Origin of the sequence: Delftia sp. DLF01 (genome assembly GCF_014852125.1) — a bacterium.
Lineage (GTDB): Bacteria > Pseudomonadota > Gammaproteobacteria > Burkholderiales > Burkholderiaceae_C > Comamonas > Comamonas acidovorans.
Genome location: NZ_JACVAZ010000003.1, coordinates 808,388 through 834,501, shown reverse-complemented (window position 1 = coordinate 834,501; position 26,114 = coordinate 808,388). Strand labels below are relative to the sequence as shown.

The window sequence follows — 26,114 nt, the reverse complement described above, 5'->3', positions numbered from 1 at the left end:
GGCAGTTGCCGGTCCGCGCTACCAGCTGCCCGTGGGATTGACTCCGTCCTGCAGGATCCACTGGACCTTGTCCACGGGCACGCCCAGCAGCCGGGCCTGCGCCAGCAGGCGTGCCGCCACGCCCTCGGCCAGTTCGGGCGTGCGCGAAAGAATCCAGAAATAGCGCAGGTCCGATCCCACCACCATGGCCCAGCGGTACTCGGCATCAAGAGCCACCACGTTGTAGCCGCCGTAGAACGGGCCGAAGAAAGAGACCTTGAGCGCCGCAACGTCCGGGCCGTGCACCGTGCGGGCCTTGCCCTCGGAGGATTTCCAGCGCCGGTGGCGGGCGTCGTAGCCCCGGTTCAGCACGTGCACCGTGCCGTCGGGAAGCTGTGTGTACTCGGCCTGGGTGCGCTCCAGGCCTTTTTCGAAACTGTGGTCGATGCGGGCCACTTCATACCAGCGGCCCATGTAGCGCTGGATGTCCCAGCCGCGCACCGGCTCCACGGTAGGGGGGATGGGCGGGTTGCGCAGGCCCTTCCACAGCAACGCTGCTGCGGCGGCGCCTACGGCAAGCCCCGCCAGACCGGCCGTGGGCAGCACCCAGGCGGGGCGGGAAGTGGATGGGGTGGTTGACTCTGTATTGGGGTGGCGGGGTGACATGGTGCGGAACTCCGTGTTCAGGCAGACGTGCATGCCAGGGTCTTGCGCGCTTGGCAGCGTGCTCCTACTTTAGGACAGAAAACCGGGCCGCAGTGTAGGCCGGCGCTGCCTGCGCCGGTGCTGTGCGGGCCGCGCAACGCTGGAACTTTCCCTATGCCAGAGCAGGCCATGTGTTTTTTTGTGCGCGGTCATGCAGGTCTATGGCCTAATTGCGCGTTCTCATTTTTTTGAAGAAGGAAATGCCATGGGCAACAAGATCGTTACCGAAGCCGACCGCAAGTTCACTCCCCAGCCCCCCCTGCCCAACGGCGTCACCCTGCCGACGCCCGGCCGTGGCCAGCGCGTGAGCCGCGCCCGTGGCGCCCACACCCACACCAAGAAGAACCCCGGCAAGCGTCACCGCTGAGCACGGCGGGCCGCATGCGCGCCTGCTGCGGCCACGTTCTGAAAGCAAAAGCCCTCTTACGAGGGCTTTTGCTTTTGAGGCGGTGTTCTCAATGCTGCAGTGCCTGAAGCTTGCGGCGCAGCATCTGCACTTCCTCGATCAGGTCCGCCGTCAGCGCGGCCAGCTGAGGGTCGGCATCGAAGCTGTGCTCCAGATGGGCTATGCGGCGCGCGCGCACCAGGGTCTGGCTGCTGAAGCGCCACTGCGCCTGTGGCGCGGCCGCTTCGCCGGACGGCTCGTTTTCGCAGTACAGCACGCCGGTCTGCACACGCTCCACCACCCAGGCGGTGTTGCGCTGGCAGTGGCGGGCCAGATCCTGCAGATCCAGAGCGCCTTCGTCCAGCAGTTCTGCGGGCTCGTAGAAGGGGTACAGCGGCGTGCTCATCGCGTGGCTCCTTGGCCCGCTGCGTGCTGGCGGGCATCGAACGAGGGAAAGGCCTGGGCCAGTGCCGCATAGGCCTGGCGCTGGGCGTCGGTCTGGGGCTCGGGCAGGGCGATGCCCAGCACCAGGTACAGGTCGCCCGGCGTGGCGGCGGGCAAGCCCTTGCCCTTGATGCGCAGCTTGCGGCCAGCGCGGCTGCCTGCGGGCACGCTGACCTCGAATTCACCGGCAATGGTGGCCACGCGGACCGGGCCGCCCAGTGCGGCTTCCCAGGGGGCCAGGGACACGGGCTGGTAGACATCCTTGCCCTCGGCCCACCAGCGCGGGTCGTGGCGCAGGTGCACTTCCAGCAGCAGATCGCCTGCCGGGCCGTTGCCCAGGCCCGGGCCCCCCTGGCCGGCCAGGCGGATCATCTGGCCTTCGCGCACGCCCTTGGGAATGCTGACCTGCAATTCCTTGTCGCGCGCCACGGGGTGTCCGTCCTCATCCAGCACCGTGGTGCGCAGGTGCAGGCTGCGCTGCGCGCCCTGGTAGCTGTCCAGCAGGTCCAGCTCGATGCTGGCGTGCTGGTCCTGCCCGCGCAGGTCAGGCGGAGCGCGATGCTGGCCGCCTCCGCCCGCATGGCGGGCACGCGCGCCCTGGCCGAACATCTGTGAGAAGAACTCGCTGAAGTCCGCGTCGCCCTCCGGCATGGCGCCGTCGCTGCTGCGAAAGTGAAAGTCCTGCCCTTCCCAGTCGGGCGGTGGCTGGAAGCCGCCGGCGCCGGGCCCGCTGCGGCGCGGCGCATCGGCCAGGGCGTCATAGGCTGCGCGCTTTTCGGGGTCCGACAGCACGGCATTGGCTTCGTTGACTTCGGCCATGCGCTCGGAGGCGTCCGCCTCCTTGCTGACATCGGGGTGGTACTTGCGCGCCAGCTTGCGGTAGGCCTTCTTGATGTCATCGGCACTGGCCTGCCTGTCCACGGCCAGGATGCGGTAGTAGTCCTTGTAATCCATGAATTTCCGTCCTCCGGCCCTTGCGGGCGATGTTCTGGACAAACCCGAAGGCAGCATAGCCCGGTCATGGCAGGGTCTCAACCGATGGGCCTTTTCCTGCTTGACTGGCATCTTGTGACGGGTTCATTACATTCGCGCGTCGGCAGGACGGAACAGGAGGCGTCGGACATGGCACATGGCAGTCGGTGGCGGGCTGGGCGGGGGCGTCCAGGCTCCAGGGGATGGAGGGCCCTGCTGGGCGCATGGCTGGTGGCCGGCGCGTGTGGAACCTGCGGGGTGATGGCGCAGACCGCGCAGACCATGCAGCCAGCACCGGGCGTGCCCATGGCAGACCTGCCGCCGGCCGTGGTCAGCGCCCCGCTGCCCGATGTGGGCTCCATGGCCTCCAGGGTGCTGGCCTGCACGGCCTGCCATGGTCCCGAGGGCCGGGCCACGCCCAGCGGCTACTTTCCGCGCATTGCGGGCAAGCCCGCAGGCTATCTGTACCGCCAGCTCAAGAACTTCCAGCAAGGGCGCCGCAGCTATCCCGCCATGAACCGGCTGATCGAATTCATGTCGGACGACTATCTGCGCCAGATCGCCACGCACTTCGCAGGCCTGGAGCTCCCCTATGCCCCGCCTGTACCGGCGCAACTGCCGCCCGCTGAACTCGCCCGTGGCGAGCAGCTGGCCTTGCGGGGCGACACGCAGCGCGGCCTGCCCGCCTGCGCTGCCTGCCATGGTGAGCGGCTCATGGGTGCGGGTGACGATGTTCCGGGCCTGCTGGGCCTGTCGCGCGACTATCTGAACAGCCAGATCGGTGCCTGGCGCTCCGGCCAGCGCAAGGCGGCAGCGCCCGACTGCATGGACCAGGTGGCCAAGGCGCTGACGGCGCAGGAGGTCGTGGCCGTCACGGCCTGGCTGTCATCGCGCCCTGCACTGGCGGCGCCGGGCGGACATGAAGCCCTGGCCCTGCCCATGCCGCTGCGCTGCGGCGCCGTGGCCGCCATTGCTGGCCAGGAGGGCAAGCCATGAATACCCTGACAGAAAACGCGGCAAGCGGGAACACACGCAGGCGGCGGCTGGCGAGGGTGGCAGGGCTGGCGTTGCTGATCATCGCCCTGCTGGGCGCGCTCCTGGTCTGGCTCAACCTGCGGGGCGAGCAGGGCGTGCACGCCTATGGCCATGGCGGCTGGTCAGGCGCGCGCGAAACGCCAACTGCCTTGATAGAGCGCGGTGCCTACCTGGCCCGCGTGGGCAGTTGCGCAGGCTGCCATACGGCGGCTGGCGGCGCCGAGTATGCGGGCGGGCGGGGCCTGCCCACCTCGTTCGGCACGCTGTACACCAGCAATCTCACGCCTGACAAGGAAAGTGGCCTGGGGCTGTGGACGGCCCAGGACTTCTGGCGTGCAATGCATAACGGGCGGTCACGGGAAGGGCGCCTGCTGTATCCGGCCTTTCCATATGACAGCTACACCCATGTGACGCGCGCCGACTCGGACGCATTGTTTGCCTATCTGCAAAGCCTGCCTGCCGTGCGCGCGCAGGTGCCCCGGCATGCGCTGGACTTTCCCTATGGCTGGCAGGGCTCGCTGGCTGTCTGGCGCGCGCTGTTCTTCACCCCGCAGGATTGGCAGGACCGGCCGCAGAAGGCGGCTGCCTGGAATCGCGGTGCCTATCTTGCCCAGGGCCTGGGGCACTGCGCGGCCTGCCATGCACCGCGCAACGGCATGGGCGCCTCGTCCCAGGCCATGTCCGGTGGTTTTGTGGCAGGGCAGGCCTGGTATGCGCCGTCGCTGCTTGATCCGGGCGAAGCCGGCGTGCGCGCGGGCCAGGAGTCCGCCTGGGTGCAGTTGCTGCAGACGGGTTCGGGTCCTTCGGGATCGGCGCTGGGCCCCATGGCCGAAGTCGTGGCGCGCAGCACCCAGCACTGGCAGCCGCAGGATCTGCAGGCCCTCGCTTCCTACCTGCAGGAGCAGGGCGCGGCAGCAGGCCCGCCCAGGAGCAGGCCTGCTGCCGCGCCCGTGCCATCCGGGCAAATGGCCTTGGGGCGGGCCATCTACGAGCGGCAATGCGCGGTTTGCCACGGTGCCGAGGGCCAGGGAACGCCGGGCGCGTTTCCCGCGCTTGCGGGCAATGCCTCCGTGACCCTGGCCGAGCCGCGCAACCTGTTGCTGGTGTTGCTGGAGGGGGGCTACCCACCCTCCACCCGGCAGCAGCCGCAGCCGCACGGCATGCCACCTTTCGGTCATGTGCTGTCCGACGCACAGGTGGCCGCCGTGGCCAGCTATGTGCGCAACGCCTGGGGCAACAAGGCGGCGGAAATCGGTAACATGGAGGTTTATCGTGCCCGGGAAGGGCGTGGTTTCTGAGAGGCTTTCATGGATTCAATGGCCGGCAAGCTGCCGGACGACAGCGACGCCACCCGCCCCTGGTGGGTGGTTTGCCTGTGCGCGCAATGGTGCGGCGTTTGCAACCAATACCGAAGCACGTTTGCGGAACTGGCAAGCCAGTTCCCGCAGATGCGCTTTGTCTGGCTTGATGTCGAGGACCGCGAGGACGTGGCCGGAGACCTGGACATCGAAACCTTCCCCTCGCTGCTGGTGGCCGATGGCGAGCGCGCACGTTTTCTGGGGCCGGTGCTGCCCCAGGCGGGGGTTGTGGCGCGCATGCTGCAGTCATTGTCCCAGGACCCGGGCGCGGCCCCTGCCGACCCCGCCGAGGCGCAGGCCCTCTTGCGGCGGCTCCAGTCGGCACAGGCGCTGGAGCGCGTTGGCGTCTGAGCCTCGGGCAAGGGCGGGTGGGCCGGCATGAGGCGCCTCGTCCTGTCCCCGCTTTTGTGCGGGGCGGGCTTGGCCTGAAGGTCGTTTGCGGATACAATGGCATATTCACGACCAAACGGGCGGGTACCAACCGCCCTTTTTTTTGGGCGATCTTCGGGCGACCTTCGGGATTGCCATGGGGCTCGGCGCTGTTGGGACATGGCTGCTGCCAATGTTTCAGGGGCGTTCCGGGTCTTTTGTGTTTGCAGGACTGAATTTAAATACACGTGGCACTACAGCAAATCGTTGAACAAACCGTGACAGGTCTGGGCTATGACCTGGTGGAAATAGAACGCTCGGCGGGCGGGCTGTTGCGCGTCACAATTGATTTGCCTTGGCAGCCCCCGGTGGAGGGCGGGCCGGTGGTGCCGGAGCAGTTCGTGACAGTCGAGGACTGCGAGAAGATCACGCGCCAGCTGCAGTTCGCGCTTGAGGTTGATGGCGCAGATTACACGCGCCTTGAGGTCTCCTCCCCTGGTATCGACCGCCCCCTGCGGCACGAGCAGGACTTCACCCGCTTTGTCGGTGAAGTCATCGACCTGACCCTCAAGGAGCCCATCGGCGCCGCCGCTGAAGGGCAGGTCAGCGCCAATCGCAAGAAATTCCGCGGCACGCTGGAGCGTGCCGAAGATGGTGGCTGGCAGATCGTCTGGAGCGACGAGCCACCCGTCAAGCCTGGCCAGAAGGTCAGCAAAAAGCGTGTTCCCGCGCCCCTGCAGGCGCTGGGCTTCACTCTGGAGGAGCTGCGCGAGGCGCGTCTGGCTCCCATCGTGGATTTCAAGGGGCGTTCTGCCAAGCCGGTCTGATCGGAGCAGGCAGGGTACGTCGAATCATTGGGGCAGGAAGGGCACTGCCATCCCCTTCCTGTGTGATTGAAATAGGAGAGTCGTCGCATGAATCGCGAATTGTTGATGTTGGTAGAAGCCATTTCGCGCGAAAAGAACGTGGAGCGCGATCTGGTGTTCGGTGCAGTGGAATCGGCCCTGGCCCAGGCCACCAAGAAGCTGTACCAAGGTGAGGTGGACATCCGCGTGGCCATCGATCGCGATAGCGGTAACTACGACACCTTCCGCCGCTGGCTGGTGGTGCCCGATGATGCGGGCCTGCAAAACCCCGATGCCGAAGAAATGCTGATGGACGCACAGGACCGCGTCCCCGGTATCTCCGAAGGCGAGTACATCGAGGAAGAGATCGAGTCGGTTCCCATCGGCCGCATCGGCGCCATGGCGGCCAAGCAGGTCATCCTGCAGAAGATCCGTGACGCCGAGCGCGAAATGCTGCTCAACGAGTTCCTGTCGCGCGGCGACCGGATCTTCACGGGCACCGTCAAGCGCATGGACAAGGGCGACATCATCGTCGAGGCCGGCCGTGTCGAAGGACGCCTGCGCCGCAACGAGATGATCCCCAAGGAAAACCTGCGCAACGGCGACCGCGTGCGGGCCATGATCATGGAAGTGGACGCCACGCTGCGCGGCGCGCCCATCATCCTGTCGCGCTCGGCGCCCGAGTTCATGGTCGAGTTGTTCCGCAACGAAGTGCCCGAGATCGAGCAGGGCCTGCTGGAGATCAAGAGCTGCGCTCGCGATTCCGGCAGCCGCGCCAAGATCGCCGTGCTCAGCCATGACAAGCGTGTCGATCCCATCGGCACCTGCGTCGGCGTGCGAGGCACCCGTGTCAACGCCGTCACCAATGAACTGGCTGGCGAGCGCGTGGACATCGTGCTGTGGTCCGAAGACCCTGCACAGTTCGTGATCGGCGCGCTGGCTCCGGCCAATGTGTCGTCCATCGTTGTGGACGAGGAAAAGCATGCCATGGACGTGGTGGTTGACGAGGAAAACCTCGCCATCGCCATCGGCCGCGGCGGTCAGAATGTTCGCCTGGCTTCCGAGCTCACCGGCTGGAAGATCAACATCATGGACGCGGCTGAGTCTGCGCAAAAGCAGGCGGACGAGTCCGCTGTTGCGCGCCAGCTGTTCATGGAAAAGCTCGATGTGGACGAGGAAATCGCCAACATCCTCATCGAGGAAGGTTTCGAGACCCTGGAAGAAGTGGCCTATGTGCCGCTGCAGGAAATGCTCGAAATCGAGGCGTTCGACGAAGAGACGGTGAACGAGTTGCGCACCCGGGCGAAAGATGCACTGCTGACGCAGGAAATCGCGCACGAGGAAAACGTGGGCAAAGTGTCGCAGGATCTGCTGACGCTCGAGGGAATGACTCCGGAGATCGTGGACAAGCTGGCCGAGGCCGATGTGCACACCCGAGACGATCTGGCCGATCTGGCCATCGACGAGTTGACCGAGCTGACCGGGCAGACCGAGGAAGAAGCGAAGGCTTTGATCATGAAGGCGCGTGAACACTGGTTCACCGAAGGGCAAGAGTAAGGTCAGGGAGGTTCAGAGCATATATGTCCAGTAATACGGTTGCCGAGTTTGCAAGAGAGCTCAACAAGACCCCTGACACGTTGCTGCAGCAGCTCAAGGCTGCAGGCGTCGCCAAGGACAACGCATCGGATGCGTTGACCGACGGCGACAAGCAGCAACTGCTCAGCCATCTGCAGGCCAGCCACGGAAGTGGCGCCAAGAAGATCACGCTGACCAAACGGTCCACAAGCGAGATCAAGCAGGCCGATTCGTCGGGCCGCGCCCGCACCATCCAGGTGGAAGTGCGCAAGAAGCGCACCTTCGTCAAGCGTGACGAGGTCGCCGAGGGCGCCTCCGATCCCGCTGTCGTTGCCGCTGCCCAGGAGCAGCGCGCGGCATCGGAGCGCGAGTCCCAGGATCTGGTGCGCCGCGAAGGGGAAGCACGTCGCCAGGCCGAAATGATCGGCCGCGAGGAGGAAGAATTGGCACAGCAACGCCGTGAGCGCGAAGAGCGCGAACTAGTTCAACAACGCGAACGAGAAGCCGAAGAGCGCGCAAGCGCCTATGCGGCTGCAGAAGCCGCAAAGATCCTCGAGGCCAACCGCGCGAAGCAGGAAGCTTCGCGTGAGCAGGCTGCAGGCCAGGCCGCGCGCGCCGAAGCCCAGGTTGCGGCTCGCGTCAAGGCCGAGGAAGAATCCAAGGCCCGCGCGGCCGAGGAAGCCGAACGCGCCAAGGATCTGGAAGACCGCCGCCGCAAGGCGCTGGCCGAGGCCGAAGCCATTCGCGCCATGATGGCTGCGCCCAAGAAGGTGCTCGTGGCCAAGAAGCCTGAAGAGCCCAAGCCCGTGGCCAAGCCTGCAGCGCCCGCTGCCGGCGATGCCAAGAAGACCACGCTGCACAAGCCCGCTGGCACGACCGCCGGTGGAGCCGGTGCGCGTGCGGGTGCGCCTGCCGGTGCCGGCAAGGAAGTCAAGTCCGCCAAGCTCTCGTCGAGCTGGGCTGGCGATGGCAAGAAGAAGGAAATCAAGACCCGTGGCGACAGCTCCGGTGGCGTGGGTGGCCGTTCCAACTGGCGCGGCGGCCCGCGTGGCGGCCGTCGTGGCAATGACCGTCATGACGGTCAGCACCAGAGCGCGGCAGCGGAATTCCGCGCCATCGAAGTGCACGTGCCCGAGACCATCACCGTGGCCGAGCTGGCGCACAAGATGTCGGTCAAGGCGTCCGAGCTGATCAAGGTGCTGATGAAGATGGGCCAGATGGTCACCATCAACCAGCCTCTGGACCAGGACACGGCCATGATCGTGGTCGAGGAAATGGGCCACACGGCCAAGGTCGCCGCGCTGGACGATCCCGAAGCCTTCACGGCCGAGGAAGTGTCCCAGCAGGAAGCTGCCCAGGAGTCGCGTGCTCCCGTGGTCACCGTCATGGGCCACGTGGACCACGGCAAGACCTCGCTGCTGGACTACATCCGCCGCACCAAGGTTGCGTCGGGCGAAGCCGGTGGCATTACCCAGCACATCGGTGCCTACCATGTGACGACGCCCCGCGGCATCGTCACCTTCCTGGATACCCCGGGCCACGAGGCCTTCACGGCCATGCGTGCCCGTGGTGCCCAGGCCACCGACATCGTCATCCTGGTGTGTGCGGCCGACGACGGCGTGATGCCCCAGACCAAGGAAGCCATCAAGCACGCGAAGGCGGCTGGTGTGCCCATCGTGGTTGCCATCACCAAGGCCGACAAGCCCGATGCCAACCTCGACCGCGTCAAGCAAGGCCTGGTGGCGGAGCAGGTGGTGCCTGAAGAGTACGGCGGCGAGTCCCCGTTCATCGCCGTGTCCTCCAAGACCGGCCAGGGCATCGACGAGCTGCTGGAGCAGGTTCTGCTGCAGGCCGAAGTGCTGGAGCTGACCGCTCCCGTGGAAGCCGCTGCCAAGGGCCTGGTCATCGAAGCCCAGCTGGACAAGGGCCGCGGCCCTGTGGCCACGGTGCTGGTGCAGTCCGGTACGCTGAAGGTGGGCGACGTGGTGCTGGCAGGCCAGACCTACGGCCGCGTGCGCGCCATGCTGGACGAAGACGGCAAGCAGACCAAGTCTGCCGGCCCCTCCATCCCGGTGGAAATCCAGGGTCTGTCCGACGTGCCCCAGGCCGGCGACGACTTCATGGTGCTGCAGGACGAGCGTCGTGCCCGCGAAATCGCGACCTACCGCGCCGGCAAGTTCCGCCACACCAAGCTGGCCCGCCAGCAGGCTGCCAAGCTCGAGAACATGTTTGCCGAAATGGGTGCAGGCGAGGTCCAGACCCTGCCCATCATCATCAAGGCCGACATGCAGGGCTCGCAGGAAGCGCTGGGCACATCGCTGCTCAAGCTCTCGACCGACGAGATCCGCGTTCAACTGGTCTACTCGGGCGTGGGCGGCATCAGCGAGTCCGACGTGAACCTGGCGCTGGCCTCCAAGGCCATCATCATCGGCTTCAACGTCCGGGCCGATGCCCAGGCGCGCAAGACGGCCGAGAGCAACGATGTGGACCTGCGCTACTACAACATCATCTACGACGCAGTCGAAGAGGTGAAGGCGGCCATGTCCGGCATGCTGGCTCCCGAGCGCAAGGAAGAGATCATCGGCATGGCCGAGATCCGCACCGTGTTCGTGGCTTCGAAGATCGGCACCGTGGCCGGCTCGTACATTACGCAAGGCCAGGTCACGCGCAATGCGCATTTCCGCCTGCTGCGCGAGAACGTGGTCATCTACACGGGCGAGATCGAATCGCTCAAGCGCCTGAAGGACGACGTCAAGGAAGTCAAGGAAGGCTTCGAGTGCGGTATCAAGCTCAAGAACTACAACGACATTCGCGAAGGCGACGTGCTCGAAGTGTTCGAGATCAAGGAAATCGCGCGCTCGCTGTAATTCGCCATGGCAACACGCAAGTCCGCTGCGCCGAATCGCAGCTTCAAAGTCTCTGACCAGATCCAGCGTGATCTGGCAGAGCTGATCGCGCGCGAGTTGAAGGACCCGCGCGTGGGCATGGTCACGCTGCAAAGCGTGGAGGTGACTCCGGACTATGCCCACGCCAAGGTCTACTTCAGCCTGCTCGTGGGTGATCCACAGGCGACGCAGGAAGCGTTGAACCAGGCCGCAGGCTTCCTGCGCAATGGCCTGTTCAAGCGCCTGCACATCCACACAGTGCCCACGCTGCACTTCATCTACGACCGCACCTCCGAGCGTGCGGCCGACATGAACGCCTTGATCGCCAAGGCCGTTTCTTCGCGCGGAAAGGAAGAGTAGCCCCATGAACGCGCCACGCACAAGGGTGCAGCGGCGCCCTGTGCATGGGGTGTTGCTACTCGACAAACCGCTGGAGCTGTCCAGCAACGACGCCTTGCAAAAGGTCAAGTGGTTGCTGCGCGCCGAAAAGGCCGGACACACCGGCACGCTGGACCCGTTGGCCACCGGCGTGCTGCCGCTGTGCTTCGGTGCGGCGACCAAGTTCAGCCAGTTGCAGCTTGAAGCTGCCAAGACCTATGAGGCGATTGCGCGCCTGGGCCAGACCACGACCACGGCCGATGCCGAGGGCGAGGTGCTGCGCGAGCGCGCCGTTGACCTCGCCGCCCTCACGGTCGAGCGATTGGCCGCCGTGCAGGCGCAGTTCACGGGTGCGATCCGCCAGGTGCCACCCATGTACAGCGCCCTCAAGAAGGATGGCAAGGCTCTCTATGAATATGCGCGTGCCGGCATCGAAGTCGAGCGCCCGGCGCGCGAAGTGACAATCCACGCACTGGAGCTTTCGCTGACGCAAGACAGCGAAGGCCTGCCTGCGATCCGGATGCTGGTGACCTGCAGCAAGGGCACCTACATCCGCACGCTGGCCGAGGACGTGGGCGAGGCCCTGGGCTGCGGCGCGCACCTGCGCGCGCTGCGCCGTATCGACACCGGGGGGCTGGGTGTCGAGCGCTGTATCTCGCTGGAGGCGCTGGCCGCCATGGGCGAGGGCGAGCGTCTGCAGCAGTTGCAGCCTGTCGACGCCCTGCTGGCCAGCCACACGGCTGTCACGCTGGGCGAGCAAGATGCGGCCCGTTTTCTCACGGGCCTGCCCCGCAAGGGCGCTTGGGCCGATGCCGAGGCGGTGGCTGTGTATGGCGAGAACCCACAGGCTCTGCTGGGAGTGGGGCGCGTGGTGCGTGGGGAACTCATCCCCGGGCGCCTGCTCAGTTCACTGGAAATTCAACAGATTTTGGAAGACACGCCGCGCCCATGACGCAGCGGCAATGGGAAAACACTATGAGCAAACAAATCCGCAATATCGCGATCATCGCCCACGTGGACCACGGCAAAACCACCATGGTGGACCAGCTGCTGCGCCAATCCGGAACCTTCGCCGAACACGAGAAAGTCGTGGACACGGTGATGGACAACAACGCCATCGAACGCGAGCGTGGCATCACCATCCTGGCCAAGAACTGCGCCGTGAGCTGGAACGAGACGCACATCAACATCCTCGACACACCCGGCCACGCGGACTTCGGCGGTGAAGTGGAGCGTGCCCTGTCCATGGTGGACGGCGTGGTGCTGCTGATCGACGCGCAGGAAGGCCCCATGCCCCAGACGCGCTTCGTGACCAAGAAGGCACTGGCCCTGGGCCTGAAGCCCATCCTCGTGGTCAACAAGGTGGACAAGCCCGGTGCGCGTCCCGACTACGTGGTCAACGCCGCCTTCGACCTGTTCGACAAGCTGGGTGCCACCGACGAGCAGCTGGACTTCCCCGTGGTGTACGCCTCGGGCATCAACGGCTGGACCTCGCTGGAAGAAGGCGCTCCTGGCGAACAGTGGGGCCCCGACATGTCGGCCCTGTTCGACACCATCCTGAAGCACGTTCCCGCCGTCAAGGGCGATCCTGCCGCTCCGCTGCAAATGCAGATCTCGGCGCTGGACTACTCCACCTTCGTGGGCCGTATCGGCGTGGGCCGCATCACCTCCGGCACGCTCAAGCCTTCGACCGACGTGCTGGTCATGGAAGGTCCTGACGGCAAGAGCTACAAGGGCCGCATCAACCAGGTTCTGAAGTTCCAGGGCATTGACCGCGTGCAGGTGACCGAAGCCGGTCCCAGCGACATCGTGCTGGTCAACGGCATTGCCGACCTGGGCATGGGCGTCACGCTGACCGACCCGCTGAACCCCCAGCCGCTGCCGATGCTCAAGATCGACGAGCCCACGCTGACCATGAACTTCTGCGTCAACACCTCGCCGCTGGCAGGTCGTGAAGGCAAGTTCGTGACCAGCCGCCAGATCTGGGACCGCCTGCAAAAGGAACTGCGTTCCAACGTGGCCCTGCGCGTCAAGGAAACCGACGAAGACGGCATCTTCGAAGTGTCGGGCCGCGGCGAACTGCACCTGACCATCCTGCTGGAAGAAATGCGCCGTGAAGGCTACGAGCTGGCCGTGTCCAAGCCCCGCGTGGTCTACCGCGACGTGGACGGCGTGCGCCACGAGCCTATCGAGCTGGTGACGGCCGACATCGAAGAAGGCCACCAGGGTGGCGTGATGCAGGCCCTGGGCGAGCGCAAGGGCGAGCTGGTCAACATGGAACCCGATGGCCGCGGCCGCGTGCGCCTGGAGTACCGCATTCCTGCGCGTGGCCTGATCGGCTTCACCAACGAATTCCTGAACCTGACCCGTGGTTCCGGCCTGATCTCCAACATCTTCGACAGCTACGAGCCGCACAAGGGCGAAATCGGCGGCCGCAAGAACGGTGTGCTGATCTCCATGGACGAAGGCGAAATCTTCACCTACGCCCTGGGCAAGCTGGATGACCGTGGCCGCATGTTCGTCAAGGCCAACGATCCCGTGTACGAAGGCATGATCATCGGCATCCACAGCCGTGACAACGACCTGGTGGTCAACGCCACGCGTACCAAGCAGCTGACCAACTTCCGCGTGTCCGGCAAGGAAGATGCCATCAAGATCACGCCCCCGATCGACCTGTCGCTGGAATACGCGGTGGAATTCATCGAGGACGACGAGCTGGTGGAAATCACCCCCAAGAGCATCCGCGTTCGCAAGCGCCACCTGTCCGAGAACGAGCGCAAGCGCGCTTCGCGCGGCGCATAAGCGCTGTTGCGCCAAGGGTGCACGCAAGCCGCACGGCTTCACCGCCCTGACTGTCAAAGGCCGCATCTGCGGCCTTTGTCTTTTGTGGCGCGCCGTTCAGGCGTGCGGGCGCCACGGCAAAGTAACTGCTGCTGCTGCTTGCAACTGCTTGCTACTGCAGCTGCAGCAGCAACTCGCGCAGTCGCTGCCCGGCCGCTGCGCTTTGCTGCGGATTGAGCGCCAGGGCCAGGCCGATGGAGGGCAGGTTCTCGGTATCTGCCAGCGCGCGGAACACCACCCCCGGCGTGCTGCCCTTGGCCACCACGGCTGGCACCAGCGCCACGCCCAGGCCCGCACCCACCAGGCTGACCAGGGTCTGCGCCTGCACGGCATGCTGCTTGACCTGGGGCATGAAGCCCGCGGTCTGGCAGGCCAGCACCACCAGCGCGTGCAGGCCGGGCACCTCGCTGGGGCGGTAGTTGATGAAGGGCTGGTCCGCCAGGTCCCGCAGCCGCAAGGCGGGCCGCTGCAGCAGCGGGTTGCCTTCGGGCAGCACGGCCACCAGCTCGTCCTTTTCCACGGGCGTGATGGACAGGTCGGTGGCCTGCGTCACCGGGTAGCGCAGCAGGCCGGCATCGAAATCGCCGCTGGCCACCTGCGCGCAGATCTCGCGCGTGGTCGATTCGGTCAGCACCAGGTCGATCAGCGGATATTCGCTGCGAAAGGCCTGCACCAGCCGCGGTATCAGCGAGAACGTGGCCGAGCCTATGAAGCCTATGTGCAGCCGCCCGCGCTCGCCGCCGGCCGTGGCGCGCGAGACCTCCTGCATCTGGCGCGCATGGTGCAGGGCCAGCTCGGCACTTTCCAGGGCCGCCTGGCCTGCCTCGGTCAGCGCCGTGCCCCGGCGGTCGCGCTGAAAGAGCTGCACGCCCAGGCTGTCTTCCAGCCGGCGTATGGATTGGGACAGTGGCGGCTGCGACATGTGCAGCTGCTCGGCCGCCTGCCGGTAGTTGAGCGTGCGGGCCAGGGTGACGAAGTGACGCAGTTGGCGCAGGTCCATTGATATCCACCGTGTATCAGCGATGCTGAATTAAGTCTTAGACGCAACTTCAAAGATATCAAATACTGGCTCCCTGAAGCAACATGGAGACCACAGTGCAGGCTGCGTTGACAGGGATTCGGGTGCTGGATCTGTCCAGCGTGGTGTTCGGGCCGCTGGCCAGCCAAGTGCTGGCCGACTACGGCGCCGAAGTCATCAAGATCGAGCCGCCGGCCGGCGACTCCACGCGCCATACCGGCCCGGCCGTGGAGCCCGGCATGGCAGCCATGTTCATGGGCACCAACCGCAGCAAGAAGAGCGTGGTGCTGGACCTCAAGCGGGAAGAGTCGCGCCAGGCCCTGCATGCGCTGCTGGCCACGGCCGATGTGTTCATGCACAGCATGCGGCCGCAAAAGCTGGCCCCGCTGGGCCTGGACCCCGCAACGCTGCGCGAGCGCTATCCGCGCCTGGTCTATGCAGGCCTGCATGGCTTTGGCGAGGACGGCCCCTATGCAGGCATGCCCGCCTATGACGACGTCATCCAGGGCATGAGCGGCCTGGCCGACCTGATGGAGCGCCAGACGGGCGAGGCGCGCTACCTGCCCACCATTGCGGCCGACAAGACCTGCGCCCTGGTGGCCGCGCATGCCGTGCTGGCGGCGCTGTTCCAGCGCGAGCGCAGCGGCCATGGCTGCTTTGTGGAAGTGCCCATGTACGAGACCATGGTGGGCTTCAACCTGGTCGAGCATTTCTACGGCATGCACTTCAGCCCGGCGCTCAGCGGCGCAGGCTACCCGCGCGTGATGGCGCCCTGGCGCAAGCCCTACCGAACGCTGGACGGCCACGTCTGCATGATGCCGTACACCGACGCGCACTGGCAGCGCTTCTTCGCCGCCGTGGGCCAGCCGCAGCTGGCCCTGGACGCGCGCTTTGCCAGCCAGGCCAGCCGCACGGCCCACATTGCCGAGCTGCTGGAGACCGCAGGCGAGCATGTGGCGCTGCACGGCACCCAGTACTGGCTGGACACCTGCCAGCGCCTGGAGATTCCTGCCGCCCCGGTGGCGCGCATGGACGATCTGCCCGCCGATCCGCATCTGCAGGCCACGGAGTTCTTCGTGCCGCTGCACGACGCCGCCATGGGCACCGTGCACCTGCCGCGTTCATCCGTGCGCATGGATGGCCGGCAGGCCCCCATGGGCTTGCCACCGCGCCTGGGCGAGCACACGGCGGCGCTGCTGGCCCAGGCGGGCTGGAGCGCCGAGCGCATCGCCGGCCTGCAGATCACGCAACAGGAGACATGAGATGACAGTGAACACCCCGCAGCCCCATCCTGGCGCCGCCTGGAACGCCGTGCCCCGCATGGGCCAAGGCTTTTTCTGGCAGGACCTGCAGGTTGGCCAGCAGCTGCGCACCTTCCGCCGCACCGTGACCGAGTCCGACCTGGTCGCCTTCATCAATGCCACGGGCATGCTGGAGGCCATCTTCATCGAGGAGGGCTACGACGGCGGCGCCATTGCCGGCCGCCCCGTGCCGGGCGCCATGACCTATGCGCTGATCGAAGGCTTCATCCTGCAAAGCATGATCCAGGGCACGGGCCTGGCCATGCTGGAGCTGCACCAGAAGATCCTCGGCCCCGTGCTGGTGGGCGACACCATCGAGGCGCTGGTCGAAGTCACCGCCATCAAGCCCACCTCCAAGGGCAACCGCGCCGTCGTCACCTCGCGCATCGAGGTCTTCAACCAGGGCCACCAGAAGGTCATGGAATACACGGCCGTGCGCCTGCTGGCCGGGCGCAGCTAGGCGGCCACAAGCATTCCCATAACGACATCAGGAGACAAAAGCATGGACAAGCAGATCGACAAGGCGGCCCGCAATAGAAGGCGCCGCATGGCGCTGGTCACCCTGGCGGCCCCCATTGCGGTGGCTGCGGCGGTGGCAGTGGGTGCTGCACTGCCCGGCGCCGCGCTGGCGCAGCAGCCCTGGCCCAGCAAGCCCATCACGATGGTCGTGCCCTTCCCGCCGGGCGGGCCCACCGACCTGGTGGCGCGCGTGCTGGCCCAGCAGGTCGGCCAGCAACTGGGCCAGACCGTGATCGTGGACAACCGGCCCGGAGCCAATGGCAACATCGGCAATGCCCTGGTGGCCAAGGCCGCGCCCGATGGCTATACCGTGCTCTACAACACCTCGTCCATTGCGCTGAGCCCGTCGCTCTACAAGAAGATGAGCTACGACGTGGGCAAGGACCTGATGCCCGTGGCGCTGACGGCCGTGGTGCCGCTGGGCCTGGTGGTCAACCCCAAGCTGCCGGTGAAGAACGTGCAGGAGTTCGTGCGCCATGCCAGGGACAAGACCGGCCAGCTGTCCTATGGCTCGGCCGGCAACGGCAACGTCACCCACCTGGCGGCCTTCCAGGTCGTGCAGCACTACCAGATCGAGGCCAGCCACGTGCCCTACAAGGGCAGCGCGCCGGCCGACGTGGATCTGGTCGCCGGGCAGATCGACTTCATGACCGACACCATCAATTCCGTCGCACCCTTCATCAAGGAGGGGCGGCTCAAGCTGCTGGCCGTGAGTTCCTCCAAGCGCCTGCCCAACTTCCCCGATGCACCCACGCTGGCCGAAAGCGGCATGTCCGGCTTCGAGGCCGGGGCCTGGCAGGGCGTGATGGTGCCGGCCAAAACGCCGGCCGCCATCATCCAGCGGCTCAACCAGGAGCTGATGCGCGCGCTCAAGGACCCGGGCGTGGTCGAGAAGCTGCAGCTGCAAGGCGCCGAAGGCCTGGGCTCCACGCCCGAGGAATACGGCGCCTACATCCGCAGCGAGATCAAGCGCTGGGCCGGCGTGGTCAAGAGCACGGGCGTCTCTCTGGACTGAGTGCGGGGCGTTGCGGCACCTGTCGCGCAGTTGCGCATATTGGCACCTGTTTGTCAGGGGCGGGCGCGGTTTTTCAGCTATGGTTGCGGCTCATTGCCCCGGGCTGCCGGGGCAGGGCATGCATAGCAACAAGGAGCAAAATATGACGGGAGCTGCCGGCGAAGTCCTCAGCGAAGTGCGGGGCCGCATGGGCATGATCACCTTGAACCGGGCCAAGGCGCTGAATGCGCTGTCGCTGGGCATGGTGCGCGATCTGCTGGCCACCCTGCTGGCCTGGCAAAAGGATGAGCAGGTGCTGGCCGTGGCCATCCGAGGCATGGGCAAGGAAGGGGTCTTCGGCGCCTTCTGCGCGGGCGGGGACATCCGCTTCCTGCATGGCGCGGGCAGCACGGGCAATCCGCAACTGGAGGACTTCTTCACCGAGGAGTACGCGCTCAACCACCTGATCCACACCTTTGGCAAGCCCTACATCGCCTTCATGGACGGCATCGTCATGGGCGGCGGCATGGGCATCAGCCAGGGCGGCACGCTGCGCATCGTCACCGAACGCACCAAGATGGCCATGCCCGAGACGGCCATCGGCCTGTTCCCCGATGTGGGTGGCGGCTACTTTCTCTCGCGCTGCCCGGGTCACGCGGGTGAGTGGCTGGCGCTGACGGGCGATGTGATCGGCGCGGCCGATGCGCTGGACTTCGGCCTGGCCGATGGCTACCTGCCCTCGGACCAGCAGCCTGCCCTGTGGGACGCGCTGGCCGCCGGCAGCTTTGCCGATGCAGCGGCCATCGAGGCCCTGGTGAAGTCGAAGTTCACGGCCCCGGCCAAGCCAGCGGCCCAGCCCCGCGCCGAGATCGACCGCGTGTTTGCCCTGCCTACGGTGGCTGTCATGGTGCAGGCGCTGGAAGCGGCAGATGGCGAGTGGGCGCAGCACACGGCAGCCACGCTGCGCAAGCGCTCGCCGCTGATGCTGCATGTGGTGCTGGAGCAGATTCGCCGCGCGCGCGGCATGACGCTGGCCCAGGACCTGCGCATGGAGCGCGACATGGTGCGTCACTGCTTCTACCTGCGCCCGGGCCAGAGCGAGACCATCGAAGGCATACGCGCACTGGCCGTGGACAAGGACCACCAACCGCGCTGGAACCCCGCGCGCATCGAGGATGTGCAGGAAGCGCAGTGGTGCGCCTTCTTCGACAGCCCCTGGCCTGCGCATTCGCATCCGCTGGCGGCGCTGGACTGATCGCGGCGCAGAGCGTGCAGCGTTCAAGCTTCCAAAAGGCCATCCGGCGCCATGCCGGGTGGCCTTTTTCATTCAACGATCCGCAGGCTCCATGCTGCAGGCCTGGCCGGCAAGCAGCCGGACCGCATGTTCTATGCGCGGCCCCGGGTCCCATTCGGGCACGGGCGGCGTCAGGCCCAGGGCCATCTGCCGCAGCGGCTCGGCAATGGCCATGGACAGCAGCAGGTCGCAGACGACTTCGGGCTGTTCGGCCCGCAGCAACCCCTTGCCGCACTGGCGCCGCAGCCAGTCCACCAGCATGCCGCGGCCGCGCTCTATGCCGTTGCGCTGGTAGACCTCCAGCAGCTCCGGCTTGGCGGGGAAATCGGTGGTGAGCAGGCGGAACATGCCCACTGCCTCGGCCGACAGCACGCGCGCGGCAATCACGCGCAGGATCTCGGCCAGCGCTGGCGCCACCTCTGCGGCCGATTGCGCATCGGCCGACAGGGCAGGGCGGAAACCGTCGGTCCAGCCGCGCACCACCAGGGCCACCAGATCCTCGCGGTTGGCGGCAAAGCGGTAGAGCGTCTTCTTGGCCAGCCCCGCGCGCCTGGCCACGGCTTCCATGGTGGTGGCGGCATAGCCTTCGTTGAGCAAGAGCCAGGTGGCGGCGGCCAGGGCGGCGTCGTTGGCCTCGTGCTCGGGCCGGGCCGGCCGCCCGCGCGGCCTGGGGGGCGCAGGAGTGATTTCGGATTCCATTGGATTTCTTGTCGTTCCGTTCGGTGTTGTGCAGGGTCGTGCCTGGTTGTGCAGCATTTTGTTACCCGGCAGGGATTATCCGATTGTTTGGAAACGTTGTTCGTTTCTTTAATATAAGATGGCTTTTCCTCATCAACCCAGGAACGGAAAACACCCATGAACCCCCATGCCTTCGAGCCCGACATTTCCCGCATCGACGAGCTGCTGCACATCACGCCGCTGCGGCTGGAGACGGGAATCCAGCGCCTGCCCAGCGGCTGCCTGGTGGTGGCCTGCCGCACCGACCTGCATGGCTGCAGCGGCCGCATGCTGGACTGGTGGTTCAAGTTCTTCGAGACCACGCAGCACATCAAGTGGTGGCATCCGCACGACCACATCGCGCATCGCGGCTGGGATGCGCAATGGAAGAAGGGCGAGAGCTACATCGGCGCGTCCATCGAGGCCGTGGAGTCCCTGGCCGATATTCCGCCCGTGGCGGCCAGGCTCAAGTTCCACGACCCGCGCGAGCTGTTCGACCCTGCGCAGCTGGAGCTGGCCTTTGCCGAAAAACGCGCATCGGCCGCCGTGTATGCGCGCATCGGCTTCGGTGAGCATGTGCAGCTGGACGCCAGCGGGGACCCCATGGACGGGCAGATGGTGCATCTGGCGCGTGACACGCCTTTTGGCTGCGTGCTGCGCAGCCGCTTTTTGCTGGGCCAGTCCTGCGCCGACCCGGCGACCGAGCTGCCTGACGCGCTGGGCCTGGGCCTGCTGCGCCATTGCTACACGGAGTTCACCTACCTGTCGCGCTTCCTGCCCTCGCTGTACTACGGCGAGCATGGCAACGGCGAGGCGGCGCCGCTGCCCTGGTAGACGTGGCCCCAGGCTTCAAAGCTGCTGGTGCACGGCCGTGGCCAGCTGCAGCAGCCGGTTGCGCGGCAGGGCGCCGCTGAGCGCATAGCCAAAGCCCTGGTCCACCCAGTAGAAGCTGGGCACGGGGCCGTCGCTGCTGAAGTGAAAGGCGGTCTCGCCGCGCGTGGCCGGGTCCTGCAGCGCGCCCAGGTAGAGGGTGATGCGCTCGCCCGCCGCGTCCTGGTACATGAACTGGGCGCGTGCGCCGCTGTCGCCGGGCAGCAATCGGCCGCCCACCAGCTCATAGCCCAGGTCCGTGAGTGCCGGCAGCTTCAGCGGCCGGCCCAGGCGCTTGGACAGCCACTGCAGCAGATGGGCCTGCTGCGCGGCCTCCACCTCGACCGGGTGGCGTTGCTCGGGCTGGTAGACCGCGTGGGCGACGGCCGCCTGGTGGGCGAAGCGGGCCGGGGTGGCGGCGGCCAGCGTGGCCGCCGTTGATGGCGCGGCGGCGGGCGCCGCCTGCTGCCCATGCACCAGCCAGCCCAGGCCGAAGGCCAGCATCCAGCCCGCGGCCATGCCACCCCAGCGCCACCACTGCTGCTGGCGCTGGTGCAGGCCCTGCAACTGTTCGGCGGCGGCGCGCATTTCGTCGGGCATGCCGGGTTCATCCCGGGCGGCATGCAGGGCGCGCAGCAACTGGCGCTGGCGTTGCCATTGCTCCACGCGCGCGGCACTGTCTTCGTCCAGCTGGTCGCGCAGCGCCTGCGCCTGCTGCGCGGGAAGGCGGCCATCGACCAGGGCGTGCAACTGCTCGTCGGAAATGGGCGGGGGCAAGGGCGAGGAAGATGAAAGAGGGGTGGGGGCGGATGCGGTCATGGCGGCCTCGTCATTTGAGCCGGCGCAGCGCGGGGGCTGCGGCTTGGGGTGTTGCGGCCTTGGCAGTCGGTGCTGACTGTGCAGGCGCTGCAGAGGTGGCCGAGGTGGTCGATGGGGCCTCCATCAATTCGCGCAGCCGTGACCGTGCGCGCGACAGGCGCGACATCACGGTGCCCAGGGGCAGCTGCAGCACGCGCGCCGTGTCGGCGTAGCTCATGTCCTCCACGCTGACCAGCAGCAGCACGGCCCGCTGCTCGGCGGGCAGGCGCTGCAGGCAGCGCTCCAGGTCCAGGGCCGCATCGCTGCTGTCCTCGGGTGCGGCCAGGGTCTCGGACAGGCTGTCTATGTCCAGCCACTGCCCGCGCGCGGCAGAGCGCCGCTGGTTCAGGTAGAGGTTGTGCATCAGCGTGAACAGCCAGGCGCGCAGATCGCCGTCGGGGCGCCACAGCAGCCATTTGCGGCAGGCACGCTCCAGCGTGTCCTGCACCAGGTCGTCGGCGGCCCAGGCATCGCCTGCCAGCAGCCGCGCGTAGCGGCGCAGGCCGGGCAGGTGCTCCAGGATCTGGCTGCGGTCCATGGGCAGGTCCGAAGGCGGATGCGGCTGGAATCAGGGGCGTGCGGTATGCCAGACGCCCATGACGCCGTCGCCCGTGGTGTCACCGGCCTTGCCGTCCTTCACCCAGTAGTACAGCGGCTTGCCCTTGTAGGCGATCTGGCTGCTGCCATCGTCGCGCTGGATCACGCTGTAGTTGCCGCCGGACGGCGCCTGCTTGCCCATCAGCGGCGGCCAGTTGGTCGCGCAGGGGCCGTTGCAGACGGACTTGCCGCTGCCGGCCGTGTCCTTGTCGAAGGTGTAGAGCGTCATGCCGTTGGCGCCGACCAGCATGCCGTTTTGCACGCTGACCGCGCTGGGCGGGGTCTGGCCAGAGGCGTTGGCCGCAGGCGCGGAATAGCAGCCTGCCAGGGCCAATGTCAGGGCTGCCGTGAAGGCACAGGTACCAAGTTTCATGCCGAGCTTCTTCATCGCTGTCTCCGGTGCTTGCCGGCGCGCGAAATTGCGGCCGGACACTGCAATGAACACTGGGCCGTGCCGGTTTATTCCGCAGCAGTGCAAAAAAAGCTGCGGATGCCCGTCAACGGTTGAAGCTCTTCATGGCGCGCTCGACCTCGCGCTTGCCTTCGCGGTCCTTGATCACGTCGCGCTTGTCGTGCTCGGCCTTGCCCTTGGCAAGGGCGATGTCGCACTTGACGAAGCCGTTCTTCCAGTGAAGGTTGATGGGTACCAGCGTGAAGCCCTTTTGCTCGACCTTGCCGATCAGGCGCAGGATGTCGTCCTTCTTGAGCAGCAGCTTCTTGATGCGCGCCGCGTCGGGGTTGACGTGGGTGGAGGCGGTCTTGAGCGGGTTGATCTGGCAGCCGAGCAGGAACAGCTCGCCGTCCTTGACGATGACGTAGCCGTCGGTCAGCTGCACCTTGCCGCTGCGCAGTGCCTTCACTTCCCAGCCGTGCAGCACGATGCCGGCCTCGAAGCGTTCCTCGAAGAAGTAGTTGAACGCGGCTTTTTTGTTGTCGGCGATGCGCGACTGTGTTTCAGGTTTCTTGGCCATGGAGTAATAGATGCGGCGAAAACCTGGAGATGAAAGCTCTCCATACAATACTGGATTGCCGTCTCGCCTCCGTGCGGGATTTTAGTTTCGCCTTGCCGTCATTGTGACAGCCGTATGCGCCATGACCGCGCAGCCGGTGTTTTGCATGCCGTGCAGCCCGCCCCATTCATGAAAAAAGTCAACAAGTCCGTCCTGATCTGGTACAGCCCCCAAGAAATGTTTGCCCTGGTGACGGACGTGGCCCACTATGCCGACTTCCTCCCCTGGTGCGACCAGGCCAGGGTGCTGGAGCAGGACGAGCAGGGCATGACGGCCGAGGTGGGCATTGCATTCGGCGGCATGCGCAAGTCCTTCGTCACGCGCAACACGCACAGCGTGCTCGACGATGGCGGGCGCCAAGTCAGCATCCGCCTGATCAAGGGACCGTTCTCGCGGCTGGAGGGCAACTGGATGTTCCGTCCCGTGGGCGACGGCTCGCAGCGTGCCTGCCGCGTGGAACTGCAACTGGACTATGGCTTTGACAACATGGCGCTGGCCGCCGTGGTCGGCCCGGTGTTCGACCGCATCGCGGGCTCCATGGTCGATGCCTTCGTCAAGCGCGCCGAGCAGGTCTATGGCTGAACCCCAGCCGTTTCTGTGCATCACGCTGGCATGCAGCCCGCGTGCCGGTGAAGTCGTTGAGCTGACCCTGCAATTGCCGGCCGGTGCCTCGATTGCCGACGCAGTCGAGGCCGCTGGTGGCTGGCAGGCGCTGGGCTTTGCACAGGAGGGGCCCGCTGGCCTTTGGGGCCGCAGCGCACCATTGACGCAAGGCTTGCGCGACGGCGATCGCGTGGAGCTGTACCGGCCCTTGACCGTGGACCCCAAGGTGGCGCGCCGCGAGCGCTTTGCGCGCCAGGGAGCCCGCGCCACGGGCCTGTTCCAGCGCCAACGGCCCGGGGCCAAGGCCGGCTACTGAAGGAGGAAGGCGCTCAGCGCACCGGGCCGCAGTCCGAGGCGATGGTGGCGTCGGCGCGCTTGAGTTCGCTGTTGCGCGTGGCTTCGTCCATGAAGCCGCGTTCGCCCTGTGCATTGGTGTGTGCCAGCAGGCCGCCCGATGACAGTGCCGTCTTGGCCTGTTTTGCCCGCGCACAGTTTTCCTGGCGATCCTTGGCAATGCGGTCCTTTTCTGCCTTGGCCTTGGCGGCCTCCTGGGCCTCGGCCTTGCGCTTTTGCTCTTCCAGGGCCTTGTCGGTGCCTGCGGGCTTGGCGTCCTTGGCGGCGGCGGCAGGCGCTGCCTGTGCCGTTGCATCTGCAGCGGGCTGCGCGGCCGCATCTGTAGCCGCCGGTGCAGTGGATGGCGCCGCCGCTGCTGGAGCGGGCGCGCTGCCGCCAGGCTGGCGCAGGATGTTCTTGGCCGGAATGTCAGGGGGTGGCGCGCGGTCGCTGAAGACCTTGCGGCCTGTGGCGTCGACCCATTGCCACTGGGCGGCTGCGGACAGCGAACAGGCGGCAAGCGCGGCTAGCAAAACAAGCTTGGTGGCATGCATGGTGATTGGGGTGATCGGGCCGGTTGCAGGTAGCAATAGCAGGAAATGATGGCGGGCAGCGATAGCGGGGAACAATGGCCTACAGCATACATTGTGATCCGGCGCACGGGTACAATCCTTCTTTTGGAGCTCTCACATGCGCCTTCTCGGTAAAGCCCTGACCTTCGACGACGTCCTCCTGGTCCCCGCTTTCTCCCAGGTCCTGCCCAAGGACACCTCGCTCAAGACGCGCTTTTCGCGCAACATTTCCCTGAACATCCCCCTTGTGTCCGCCGCCATGGACACCGTGACCGAAGCGCGTCTGGCCATTGCCATCGCGCAAGAGGGCGGTATCGGCGTCATCCACAAGAACATGACGGCAGAGCAACAGGCTGCCGAAGTGTCCAAGGTCAAGCGCCACGAATCCGGCGTGGTGCACGACCCCGTGGTCATCACCCCCGAGCACACCGTGCTGCAGGTGCTACAGCTGTCCGAGAACCTCGGCATCTCCGGCTTTCCCGTGTGCGACGGCGGCAAGGTGGTCGGCATCGTCACCAGCCGCGACCTGCGCTTCGAGACCCGCTACGACGTCAAGGTCAGCCAGATCATGACGCCGCGCGAGCGCCTGATCACCGTCAACGAGAAGGACGGCACCACGCCCGTGGAAGCCAAGGCCCTGCTCAACAAGCACAAGCTCGAGCGCATCCTGGTCGTGAACGACGCCTTTGAACTCAAGGGCCTGATCACCGTCAAGGACATCACCAAGCAGACCACCTTCCCCAACGCAGCGCGTGACAGCGCAGGCCGCCTGCGCGTGGCCGCCGCCGTGGGCGTGGGCGAGGGCACCGAGCAGCGCGTGGAGCTGCTGGTCAAGGCCGGCGTCGATGCACTGGTGGTGGACACGGCCCACGGCCACAGCAAGGGCGTGATCGACCGCGTGCGCTGGGTCAAGCAGAACTACCCGCAGGTCGATGTCATCGGCGGCAACATTGCCACCGGCGCCGCTGCGCTGGCACTGGCCGAGGCAGGCGCCGACGCCGTCAAGGTCGGCATCGGCCCTGGCTCCATCTGCACCACGCGCATCGTCGCCGGTGTGGGCGTGCCCCAGATCATGGCCATCGACAGCGTGGCCCAGGCCCTGCAGGGCACGGGCGTGCCGCTGATCGCCGACGGCGGCATCCGCTTCTCGGGCGACATCGCCAAGGCACTGGCCGCTGGCGCCTCGACCATCATGATGGGCGGCATGTTCGCCGGCACCGAAGAGGCTCCGGGCGAAGTCATCCTCTACCAGGGTCGTTCGTACAAGAGCTATCGCGGCATGGGCTCCATCGGCGCCATGCAGCAGGGCTCGGCCGACCGCTACTTCCAGGAATCGAGCACCGGCAATCCCAACGCTGACAAGCTCGTGCCCGAAGGCATCGAAGGCCGCGTGCCCTACAAGGGCTCCATGGTCTCCATCGTCTACCAGATGGCCGGCGGCGTGCGCGCTGCCATGGGCTACTGCGGCTGCGCCACCATCGAAGAGATGAACAACACGGCCGAGTTCGTGGAGATCACCGCCGCAGGCATCCGTGAATCGCACGTGCATGACGTGCAGATCACCAAGGAAGCGCCCAACTACCGCGCCGACTGATCCAGATCCAGCGCCTTGGCGCGTGATGGAAAAGAGGTCCGGGCAGCCACTGCCCGGACCTCT

28 protein-coding genes are annotated in these 26,114 nt (G+C 66.3%); 18 read left to right on the top strand and 10 right to left on the bottom strand.

The features are described from left to right. Nucleotides 1-18 precede the first annotated feature (18 nt). Nucleotides 19-645 (bottom strand): lipocalin family protein, encoded by a 627-nt coding sequence (locus tag IB269_RS19000; RefSeq protein WP_071957100.1) that lies wholly within the window; start codon nt 643-645, stop codon nt 19-21. Between the two features lie 244 nt (nt 646-889). Here IB269_RS19000 and IB269_RS18995 point away from each other — a divergent pair, with 244 nt between their 5' ends. Further along, nucleotides 890-1,051: a hypothetical protein gene (locus IB269_RS18995; RefSeq protein ID WP_012204826.1), complete on the top strand. Its 162-nt coding sequence runs from the start codon at nt 890-892 to the stop codon at nt 1,049-1,051. 88 nt (nt 1,052-1,139) lie between these two features. Here the strand turns inward: IB269_RS18995 and IB269_RS18990 are convergent, their stop codons facing one another. Together IB269_RS18990 and IB269_RS18985 are read right to left on the bottom strand one after the other, a co-directional pair. After that, entirely contained in the window at nt 1,140-1,475 is a 336-nt protein-coding gene (locus IB269_RS18990; RefSeq protein WP_034392145.1) for a chaperone modulator CbpM, read from the bottom strand. After that, nucleotides 1,472-2,467: a DnaJ C-terminal domain-containing protein gene (locus IB269_RS18985; RefSeq protein ID WP_192367984.1), complete on the bottom strand. Its 996-nt coding sequence runs from the start codon at nt 2,465-2,467 to the stop codon at nt 1,472-1,474. Before IB269_RS18985 ends, IB269_RS18990 begins: the two co-directional genes overlap by 4 nt. A 168-nt stretch (nt 2,468-2,635) precedes the next feature. On the opposite strand from IB269_RS18985, the gene IB269_RS18980 reads away from it, so the two are divergent. The 9 genes from IB269_RS18980 (at nt 2,636) to typA (ending at nt 13,732) form a co-directional block, all read left to right on the top strand. Next, nucleotides 2,636-3,481, top strand: a complete 846-nt coding sequence (locus tag IB269_RS18980; RefSeq protein WP_192367983.1) for a c-type cytochrome — start codon at nt 2,636-2,638, stop codon at nt 3,479-3,481. Next, complete coding sequence (locus tag IB269_RS18975; RefSeq protein WP_192367982.1) at nt 3,478-4,818, top strand: c-type cytochrome; 1,341 nt, start codon at nt 3,478-3,480, stop codon at nt 4,816-4,818. The genes IB269_RS18980 and IB269_RS18975 overlap by 4 nt, the downstream gene beginning before the upstream one ends. Nucleotides 4,819-4,827: 9 nt before the next feature. Beyond that, a complete protein-coding gene (locus IB269_RS18970) occupies nt 4,828-5,229 on the top strand; it encodes a thioredoxin family protein (RefSeq protein ID WP_192367981.1) in 402 nt (133 codons plus the stop codon). A 266-nt stretch (nt 5,230-5,495) separates the two neighbouring features. Beyond that, complete coding sequence (gene rimP, locus IB269_RS18965; protein WP_012204832.1) at nt 5,496-6,074, top strand: ribosome maturation factor RimP; 579 nt, start codon at nt 5,496-5,498, stop codon at nt 6,072-6,074. Nucleotides 6,075-6,161: 87 nt separating this feature from the next. Beyond that, complete coding sequence (gene nusA, locus IB269_RS18960; protein WP_012204833.1) at nt 6,162-7,649, top strand: transcription termination factor NusA; 1,488 nt, start codon at nt 6,162-6,164, stop codon at nt 7,647-7,649. A 23-nt stretch (nt 7,650-7,672) separates the two neighbouring features. Continuing rightward, nucleotides 7,673-10,534 (top strand): translation initiation factor IF-2, encoded by a 2,862-nt coding sequence (gene infB / locus IB269_RS18955; RefSeq protein WP_013803037.1) that lies wholly within the window; start codon nt 7,673-7,675, stop codon nt 10,532-10,534. A 6-nt stretch (nt 10,535-10,540) separates the two neighbouring features. Beyond that, nucleotides 10,541-10,912, top strand: coding sequence for a 30S ribosome-binding factor RbfA (rbfA, locus tag IB269_RS18950; RefSeq protein ID WP_012204835.1), 372 nt, complete (start codon nt 10,541-10,543; stop codon nt 10,910-10,912). Between the two features lie 4 nt (nt 10,913-10,916). After that, nucleotides 10,917-11,882: a tRNA pseudouridine(55) synthase TruB gene (gene truB / locus IB269_RS18945; RefSeq protein ID WP_192367980.1), complete on the top strand. Its 966-nt coding sequence runs from the start codon at nt 10,917-10,919 to the stop codon at nt 11,880-11,882. 23 nt (nt 11,883-11,905) lie between these two features. Then, nucleotides 11,906-13,732: a translational GTPase TypA gene (gene typA / locus IB269_RS18940; RefSeq protein WP_034398352.1), complete on the top strand. Its 1,827-nt coding sequence runs from the start codon at nt 11,906-11,908 to the stop codon at nt 13,730-13,732. Nucleotides 13,733-13,883: 151 nt separating this feature from the next. Here typA and IB269_RS18935 read toward each other — a convergent pair whose 3' ends face one another. Beyond that, nucleotides 13,884-14,771, bottom strand: a complete 888-nt coding sequence (locus IB269_RS18935) for a LysR family transcriptional regulator (protein ID WP_192367979.1) — start codon at nt 14,769-14,771, stop codon at nt 13,884-13,886. An 83-nt stretch (nt 14,772-14,854) separates the two neighbouring features. Between IB269_RS18935 and IB269_RS18930 the strand changes: the two genes are divergently transcribed. The 4 genes from IB269_RS18930 (at nt 14,855) to IB269_RS18915 (ending at nt 18,858) form a co-directional block, all read left to right on the top strand. After that, a complete protein-coding gene (locus IB269_RS18930; RefSeq protein WP_192367978.1) occupies nt 14,855-16,051 on the top strand; it encodes a CaiB/BaiF CoA transferase family protein in 1,197 nt (398 codons plus the stop codon). Between the two features lies 1 nt (nt 16,052). Next, nucleotides 16,053-16,550 (top strand): MaoC family dehydratase, encoded by a 498-nt coding sequence (locus IB269_RS18925; protein ID WP_013803034.1) that lies wholly within the window; start codon nt 16,053-16,055, stop codon nt 16,548-16,550. Nucleotides 16,551-16,592: 42 nt separating this feature from the next. Next, nucleotides 16,593-17,624 carry a Bug family tripartite tricarboxylate transporter substrate binding protein gene (locus tag IB269_RS18920; protein ID WP_192367977.1) on the top strand — a complete coding sequence of 344 codons (1,032 nt, stop codon included), beginning with the start codon at nt 16,593-16,595 and terminating at the stop codon, nt 17,622-17,624. 142 nt (nt 17,625-17,766) lie between these two features. Continuing rightward, nucleotides 17,767-18,858 (top strand): enoyl-CoA hydratase/isomerase family protein, encoded by a 1,092-nt coding sequence (locus IB269_RS18915; RefSeq protein ID WP_192367976.1) that lies wholly within the window; start codon nt 17,767-17,769, stop codon nt 18,856-18,858. Between the two features lie 72 nt (nt 18,859-18,930). Here IB269_RS18915 and IB269_RS18910 read toward each other — a convergent pair whose 3' ends face one another. Then, on the bottom strand, nt 18,931-19,596 hold the full coding sequence (locus tag IB269_RS18910; protein ID WP_192367975.1) for a TetR/AcrR family transcriptional regulator: 666 nt from the start codon (nt 19,594-19,596) through the stop codon (nt 18,931-18,933). Between the two features lie 156 nt (nt 19,597-19,752). Here IB269_RS18910 and IB269_RS18905 point away from each other — a divergent pair, with 156 nt between their 5' ends. After that, a complete protein-coding gene (locus tag IB269_RS18905; protein WP_192367974.1) occupies nt 19,753-20,448 on the top strand; it encodes a DAPG hydrolase family protein in 696 nt (231 codons plus the stop codon). Nucleotides 20,449-20,463: 15 nt separating this feature from the next. On the opposite strand, the gene IB269_RS18900 is transcribed toward IB269_RS18905, so the two are convergent. The 4 genes from IB269_RS18900 to smpB form a co-directional block, all read right to left on the bottom strand. Next, nucleotides 20,464-21,303 carry an anti-sigma factor family protein gene (locus IB269_RS18900; RefSeq protein ID WP_192367973.1) on the bottom strand — a complete coding sequence of 280 codons (840 nt, stop codon included), beginning with the start codon at nt 21,301-21,303 and terminating at the stop codon, nt 20,464-20,466. A gap of 10 nt (nt 21,304-21,313) precedes the next feature. Continuing rightward, nucleotides 21,314-21,880, bottom strand: a complete 567-nt coding sequence (locus IB269_RS18895) for an RNA polymerase sigma factor (RefSeq protein ID WP_141833584.1) — start codon at nt 21,878-21,880, stop codon at nt 21,314-21,316. Nucleotides 21,881-21,910: 30 nt separating this feature from the next. Then, nucleotides 21,911-22,327, bottom strand: a complete 417-nt coding sequence (locus IB269_RS18890; RefSeq protein WP_017403808.1) for a hypothetical protein — start codon at nt 22,325-22,327, stop codon at nt 21,911-21,913. A gap of 109 nt (nt 22,328-22,436) precedes the next feature. Then, the gene (gene smpB, locus IB269_RS18885; protein ID WP_013803027.1) at nt 22,437-22,910 is read right to left on the bottom strand and encodes an SsrA-binding protein SmpB; all 474 of its coding nucleotides are present in this window, start codon (nt 22,908-22,910) and stop codon (nt 22,437-22,439) included. A 168-nt stretch (nt 22,911-23,078) separates the two neighbouring features. Here smpB and IB269_RS18880 point away from each other — a divergent pair, with 168 nt between their 5' ends. After that, nucleotides 23,079-23,531, top strand: a complete 453-nt coding sequence (locus IB269_RS18880) for a type II toxin-antitoxin system RatA family toxin (RefSeq protein WP_034398355.1) — start codon at nt 23,079-23,081, stop codon at nt 23,529-23,531. Next, complete coding sequence (locus tag IB269_RS18875) at nt 23,524-23,868, top strand: RnfH family protein (RefSeq protein WP_192367972.1); 345 nt, start codon at nt 23,524-23,526, stop codon at nt 23,866-23,868. The genes IB269_RS18880 and IB269_RS18875 overlap by 8 nt, the downstream gene beginning before the upstream one ends. A 13-nt stretch (nt 23,869-23,881) precedes the next feature. Here IB269_RS18875 and IB269_RS18870 read toward each other — a convergent pair whose 3' ends face one another. Next, on the bottom strand, nt 23,882-24,439 hold the full coding sequence (locus IB269_RS18870; RefSeq protein WP_192367971.1) for a DUF4124 domain-containing protein: 558 nt from the start codon (nt 24,437-24,439) through the stop codon (nt 23,882-23,884). A 136-nt stretch (nt 24,440-24,575) separates the two neighbouring features. Between IB269_RS18870 and guaB the strand changes: the two genes are divergently transcribed. Further along, the gene (guaB, locus tag IB269_RS18865; protein ID WP_013803023.1) at nt 24,576-26,051 is read left to right on the top strand and encodes an IMP dehydrogenase; all 1,476 of its coding nucleotides are present in this window, start codon (nt 24,576-24,578) and stop codon (nt 26,049-26,051) included. Nucleotides 26,052-26,114 lie beyond the last annotated feature (63 nt).

Coding starts and splice junctions, on each gene's coding strand:
- IB269_RS19000 (WP_071957100.1), bottom strand. CDS start 645: ATGTCACCCCGCCACCCCAATACAGAGTCAACCACCCCATCCACTTCC.
- IB269_RS18995 (WP_012204826.1), top strand. CDS start 890: ATGGGCAACAAGATCGTTACCGAAGCCGACCGCAAGTTCACTCCCCAG.
- IB269_RS18990 (WP_034392145.1), bottom strand. CDS start 1,475: ATGAGCACGCCGCTGTACCCCTTCTACGAGCCCGCAGAACTGCTGGAC.
- IB269_RS18985 (WP_192367984.1), bottom strand. CDS start 2,467: ATGGATTACAAGGACTACTACCGCATCCTGGCCGTGGACAGGCAGGCC.
- IB269_RS18980 (WP_192367983.1), top strand. CDS start 2,636: ATGGCACATGGCAGTCGGTGGCGGGCTGGGCGGGGGCGTCCAGGCTCC.
- IB269_RS18975 (WP_192367982.1), top strand. CDS start 3,478: ATGAATACCCTGACAGAAAACGCGGCAAGCGGGAACACACGCAGGCGG.
- IB269_RS18970 (WP_192367981.1), top strand. CDS start 4,828: ATGGATTCAATGGCCGGCAAGCTGCCGGACGACAGCGACGCCACCCGC.
- nusA (WP_012204833.1), top strand. CDS start 6,162: ATGAATCGCGAATTGTTGATGTTGGTAGAAGCCATTTCGCGCGAAAAG.
- infB (WP_013803037.1), top strand. CDS start 7,673: ATGTCCAGTAATACGGTTGCCGAGTTTGCAAGAGAGCTCAACAAGACC.
- rbfA (WP_012204835.1), top strand. CDS start 10,541: ATGGCAACACGCAAGTCCGCTGCGCCGAATCGCAGCTTCAAAGTCTCT.
- truB (WP_192367980.1), top strand. CDS start 10,917: ATGAACGCGCCACGCACAAGGGTGCAGCGGCGCCCTGTGCATGGGGTG.
- typA (WP_034398352.1), top strand. CDS start 11,906: ATGAGCAAACAAATCCGCAATATCGCGATCATCGCCCACGTGGACCAC.
- IB269_RS18935 (WP_192367979.1), bottom strand. CDS start 14,771: ATGGACCTGCGCCAACTGCGTCACTTCGTCACCCTGGCCCGCACGCTC.
- IB269_RS18930 (WP_192367978.1), top strand. CDS start 14,855: ATGGAGACCACAGTGCAGGCTGCGTTGACAGGGATTCGGGTGCTGGAT.
- IB269_RS18925 (WP_013803034.1), top strand. CDS start 16,053: ATGACAGTGAACACCCCGCAGCCCCATCCTGGCGCCGCCTGGAACGCC.
- IB269_RS18920 (WP_192367977.1), top strand. CDS start 16,593: ATGGACAAGCAGATCGACAAGGCGGCCCGCAATAGAAGGCGCCGCATG.
- IB269_RS18915 (WP_192367976.1), top strand. CDS start 17,767: ATGACGGGAGCTGCCGGCGAAGTCCTCAGCGAAGTGCGGGGCCGCATG.
- IB269_RS18910 (WP_192367975.1), bottom strand. CDS start 19,596: ATGGAATCCGAAATCACTCCTGCGCCCCCCAGGCCGCGCGGGCGGCCG.
- IB269_RS18905 (WP_192367974.1), top strand. CDS start 19,753: ATGAACCCCCATGCCTTCGAGCCCGACATTTCCCGCATCGACGAGCTG.
- IB269_RS18900 (WP_192367973.1), bottom strand. CDS start 21,303: ATGACCGCATCCGCCCCCACCCCTCTTTCATCTTCCTCGCCCTTGCCC.
- IB269_RS18895 (WP_141833584.1), bottom strand. CDS start 21,880: ATGGACCGCAGCCAGATCCTGGAGCACCTGCCCGGCCTGCGCCGCTAC.
- IB269_RS18890 (WP_017403808.1), bottom strand. CDS start 22,327: ATGAAGAAGCTCGGCATGAAACTTGGTACCTGTGCCTTCACGGCAGCC.
- smpB (WP_013803027.1), bottom strand. CDS start 22,910: ATGGCCAAGAAACCTGAAACACAGTCGCGCATCGCCGACAACAAAAAA.
- IB269_RS18880 (WP_034398355.1), top strand. CDS start 23,079: ATGAAAAAAGTCAACAAGTCCGTCCTGATCTGGTACAGCCCCCAAGAA.
- IB269_RS18875 (WP_192367972.1), top strand. CDS start 23,524: ATGGCTGAACCCCAGCCGTTTCTGTGCATCACGCTGGCATGCAGCCCG.
- IB269_RS18870 (WP_192367971.1), bottom strand. CDS start 24,439: ATGCATGCCACCAAGCTTGTTTTGCTAGCCGCGCTTGCCGCCTGTTCG.
- guaB (WP_013803023.1), top strand. CDS start 24,576: ATGCGCCTTCTCGGTAAAGCCCTGACCTTCGACGACGTCCTCCTGGTC.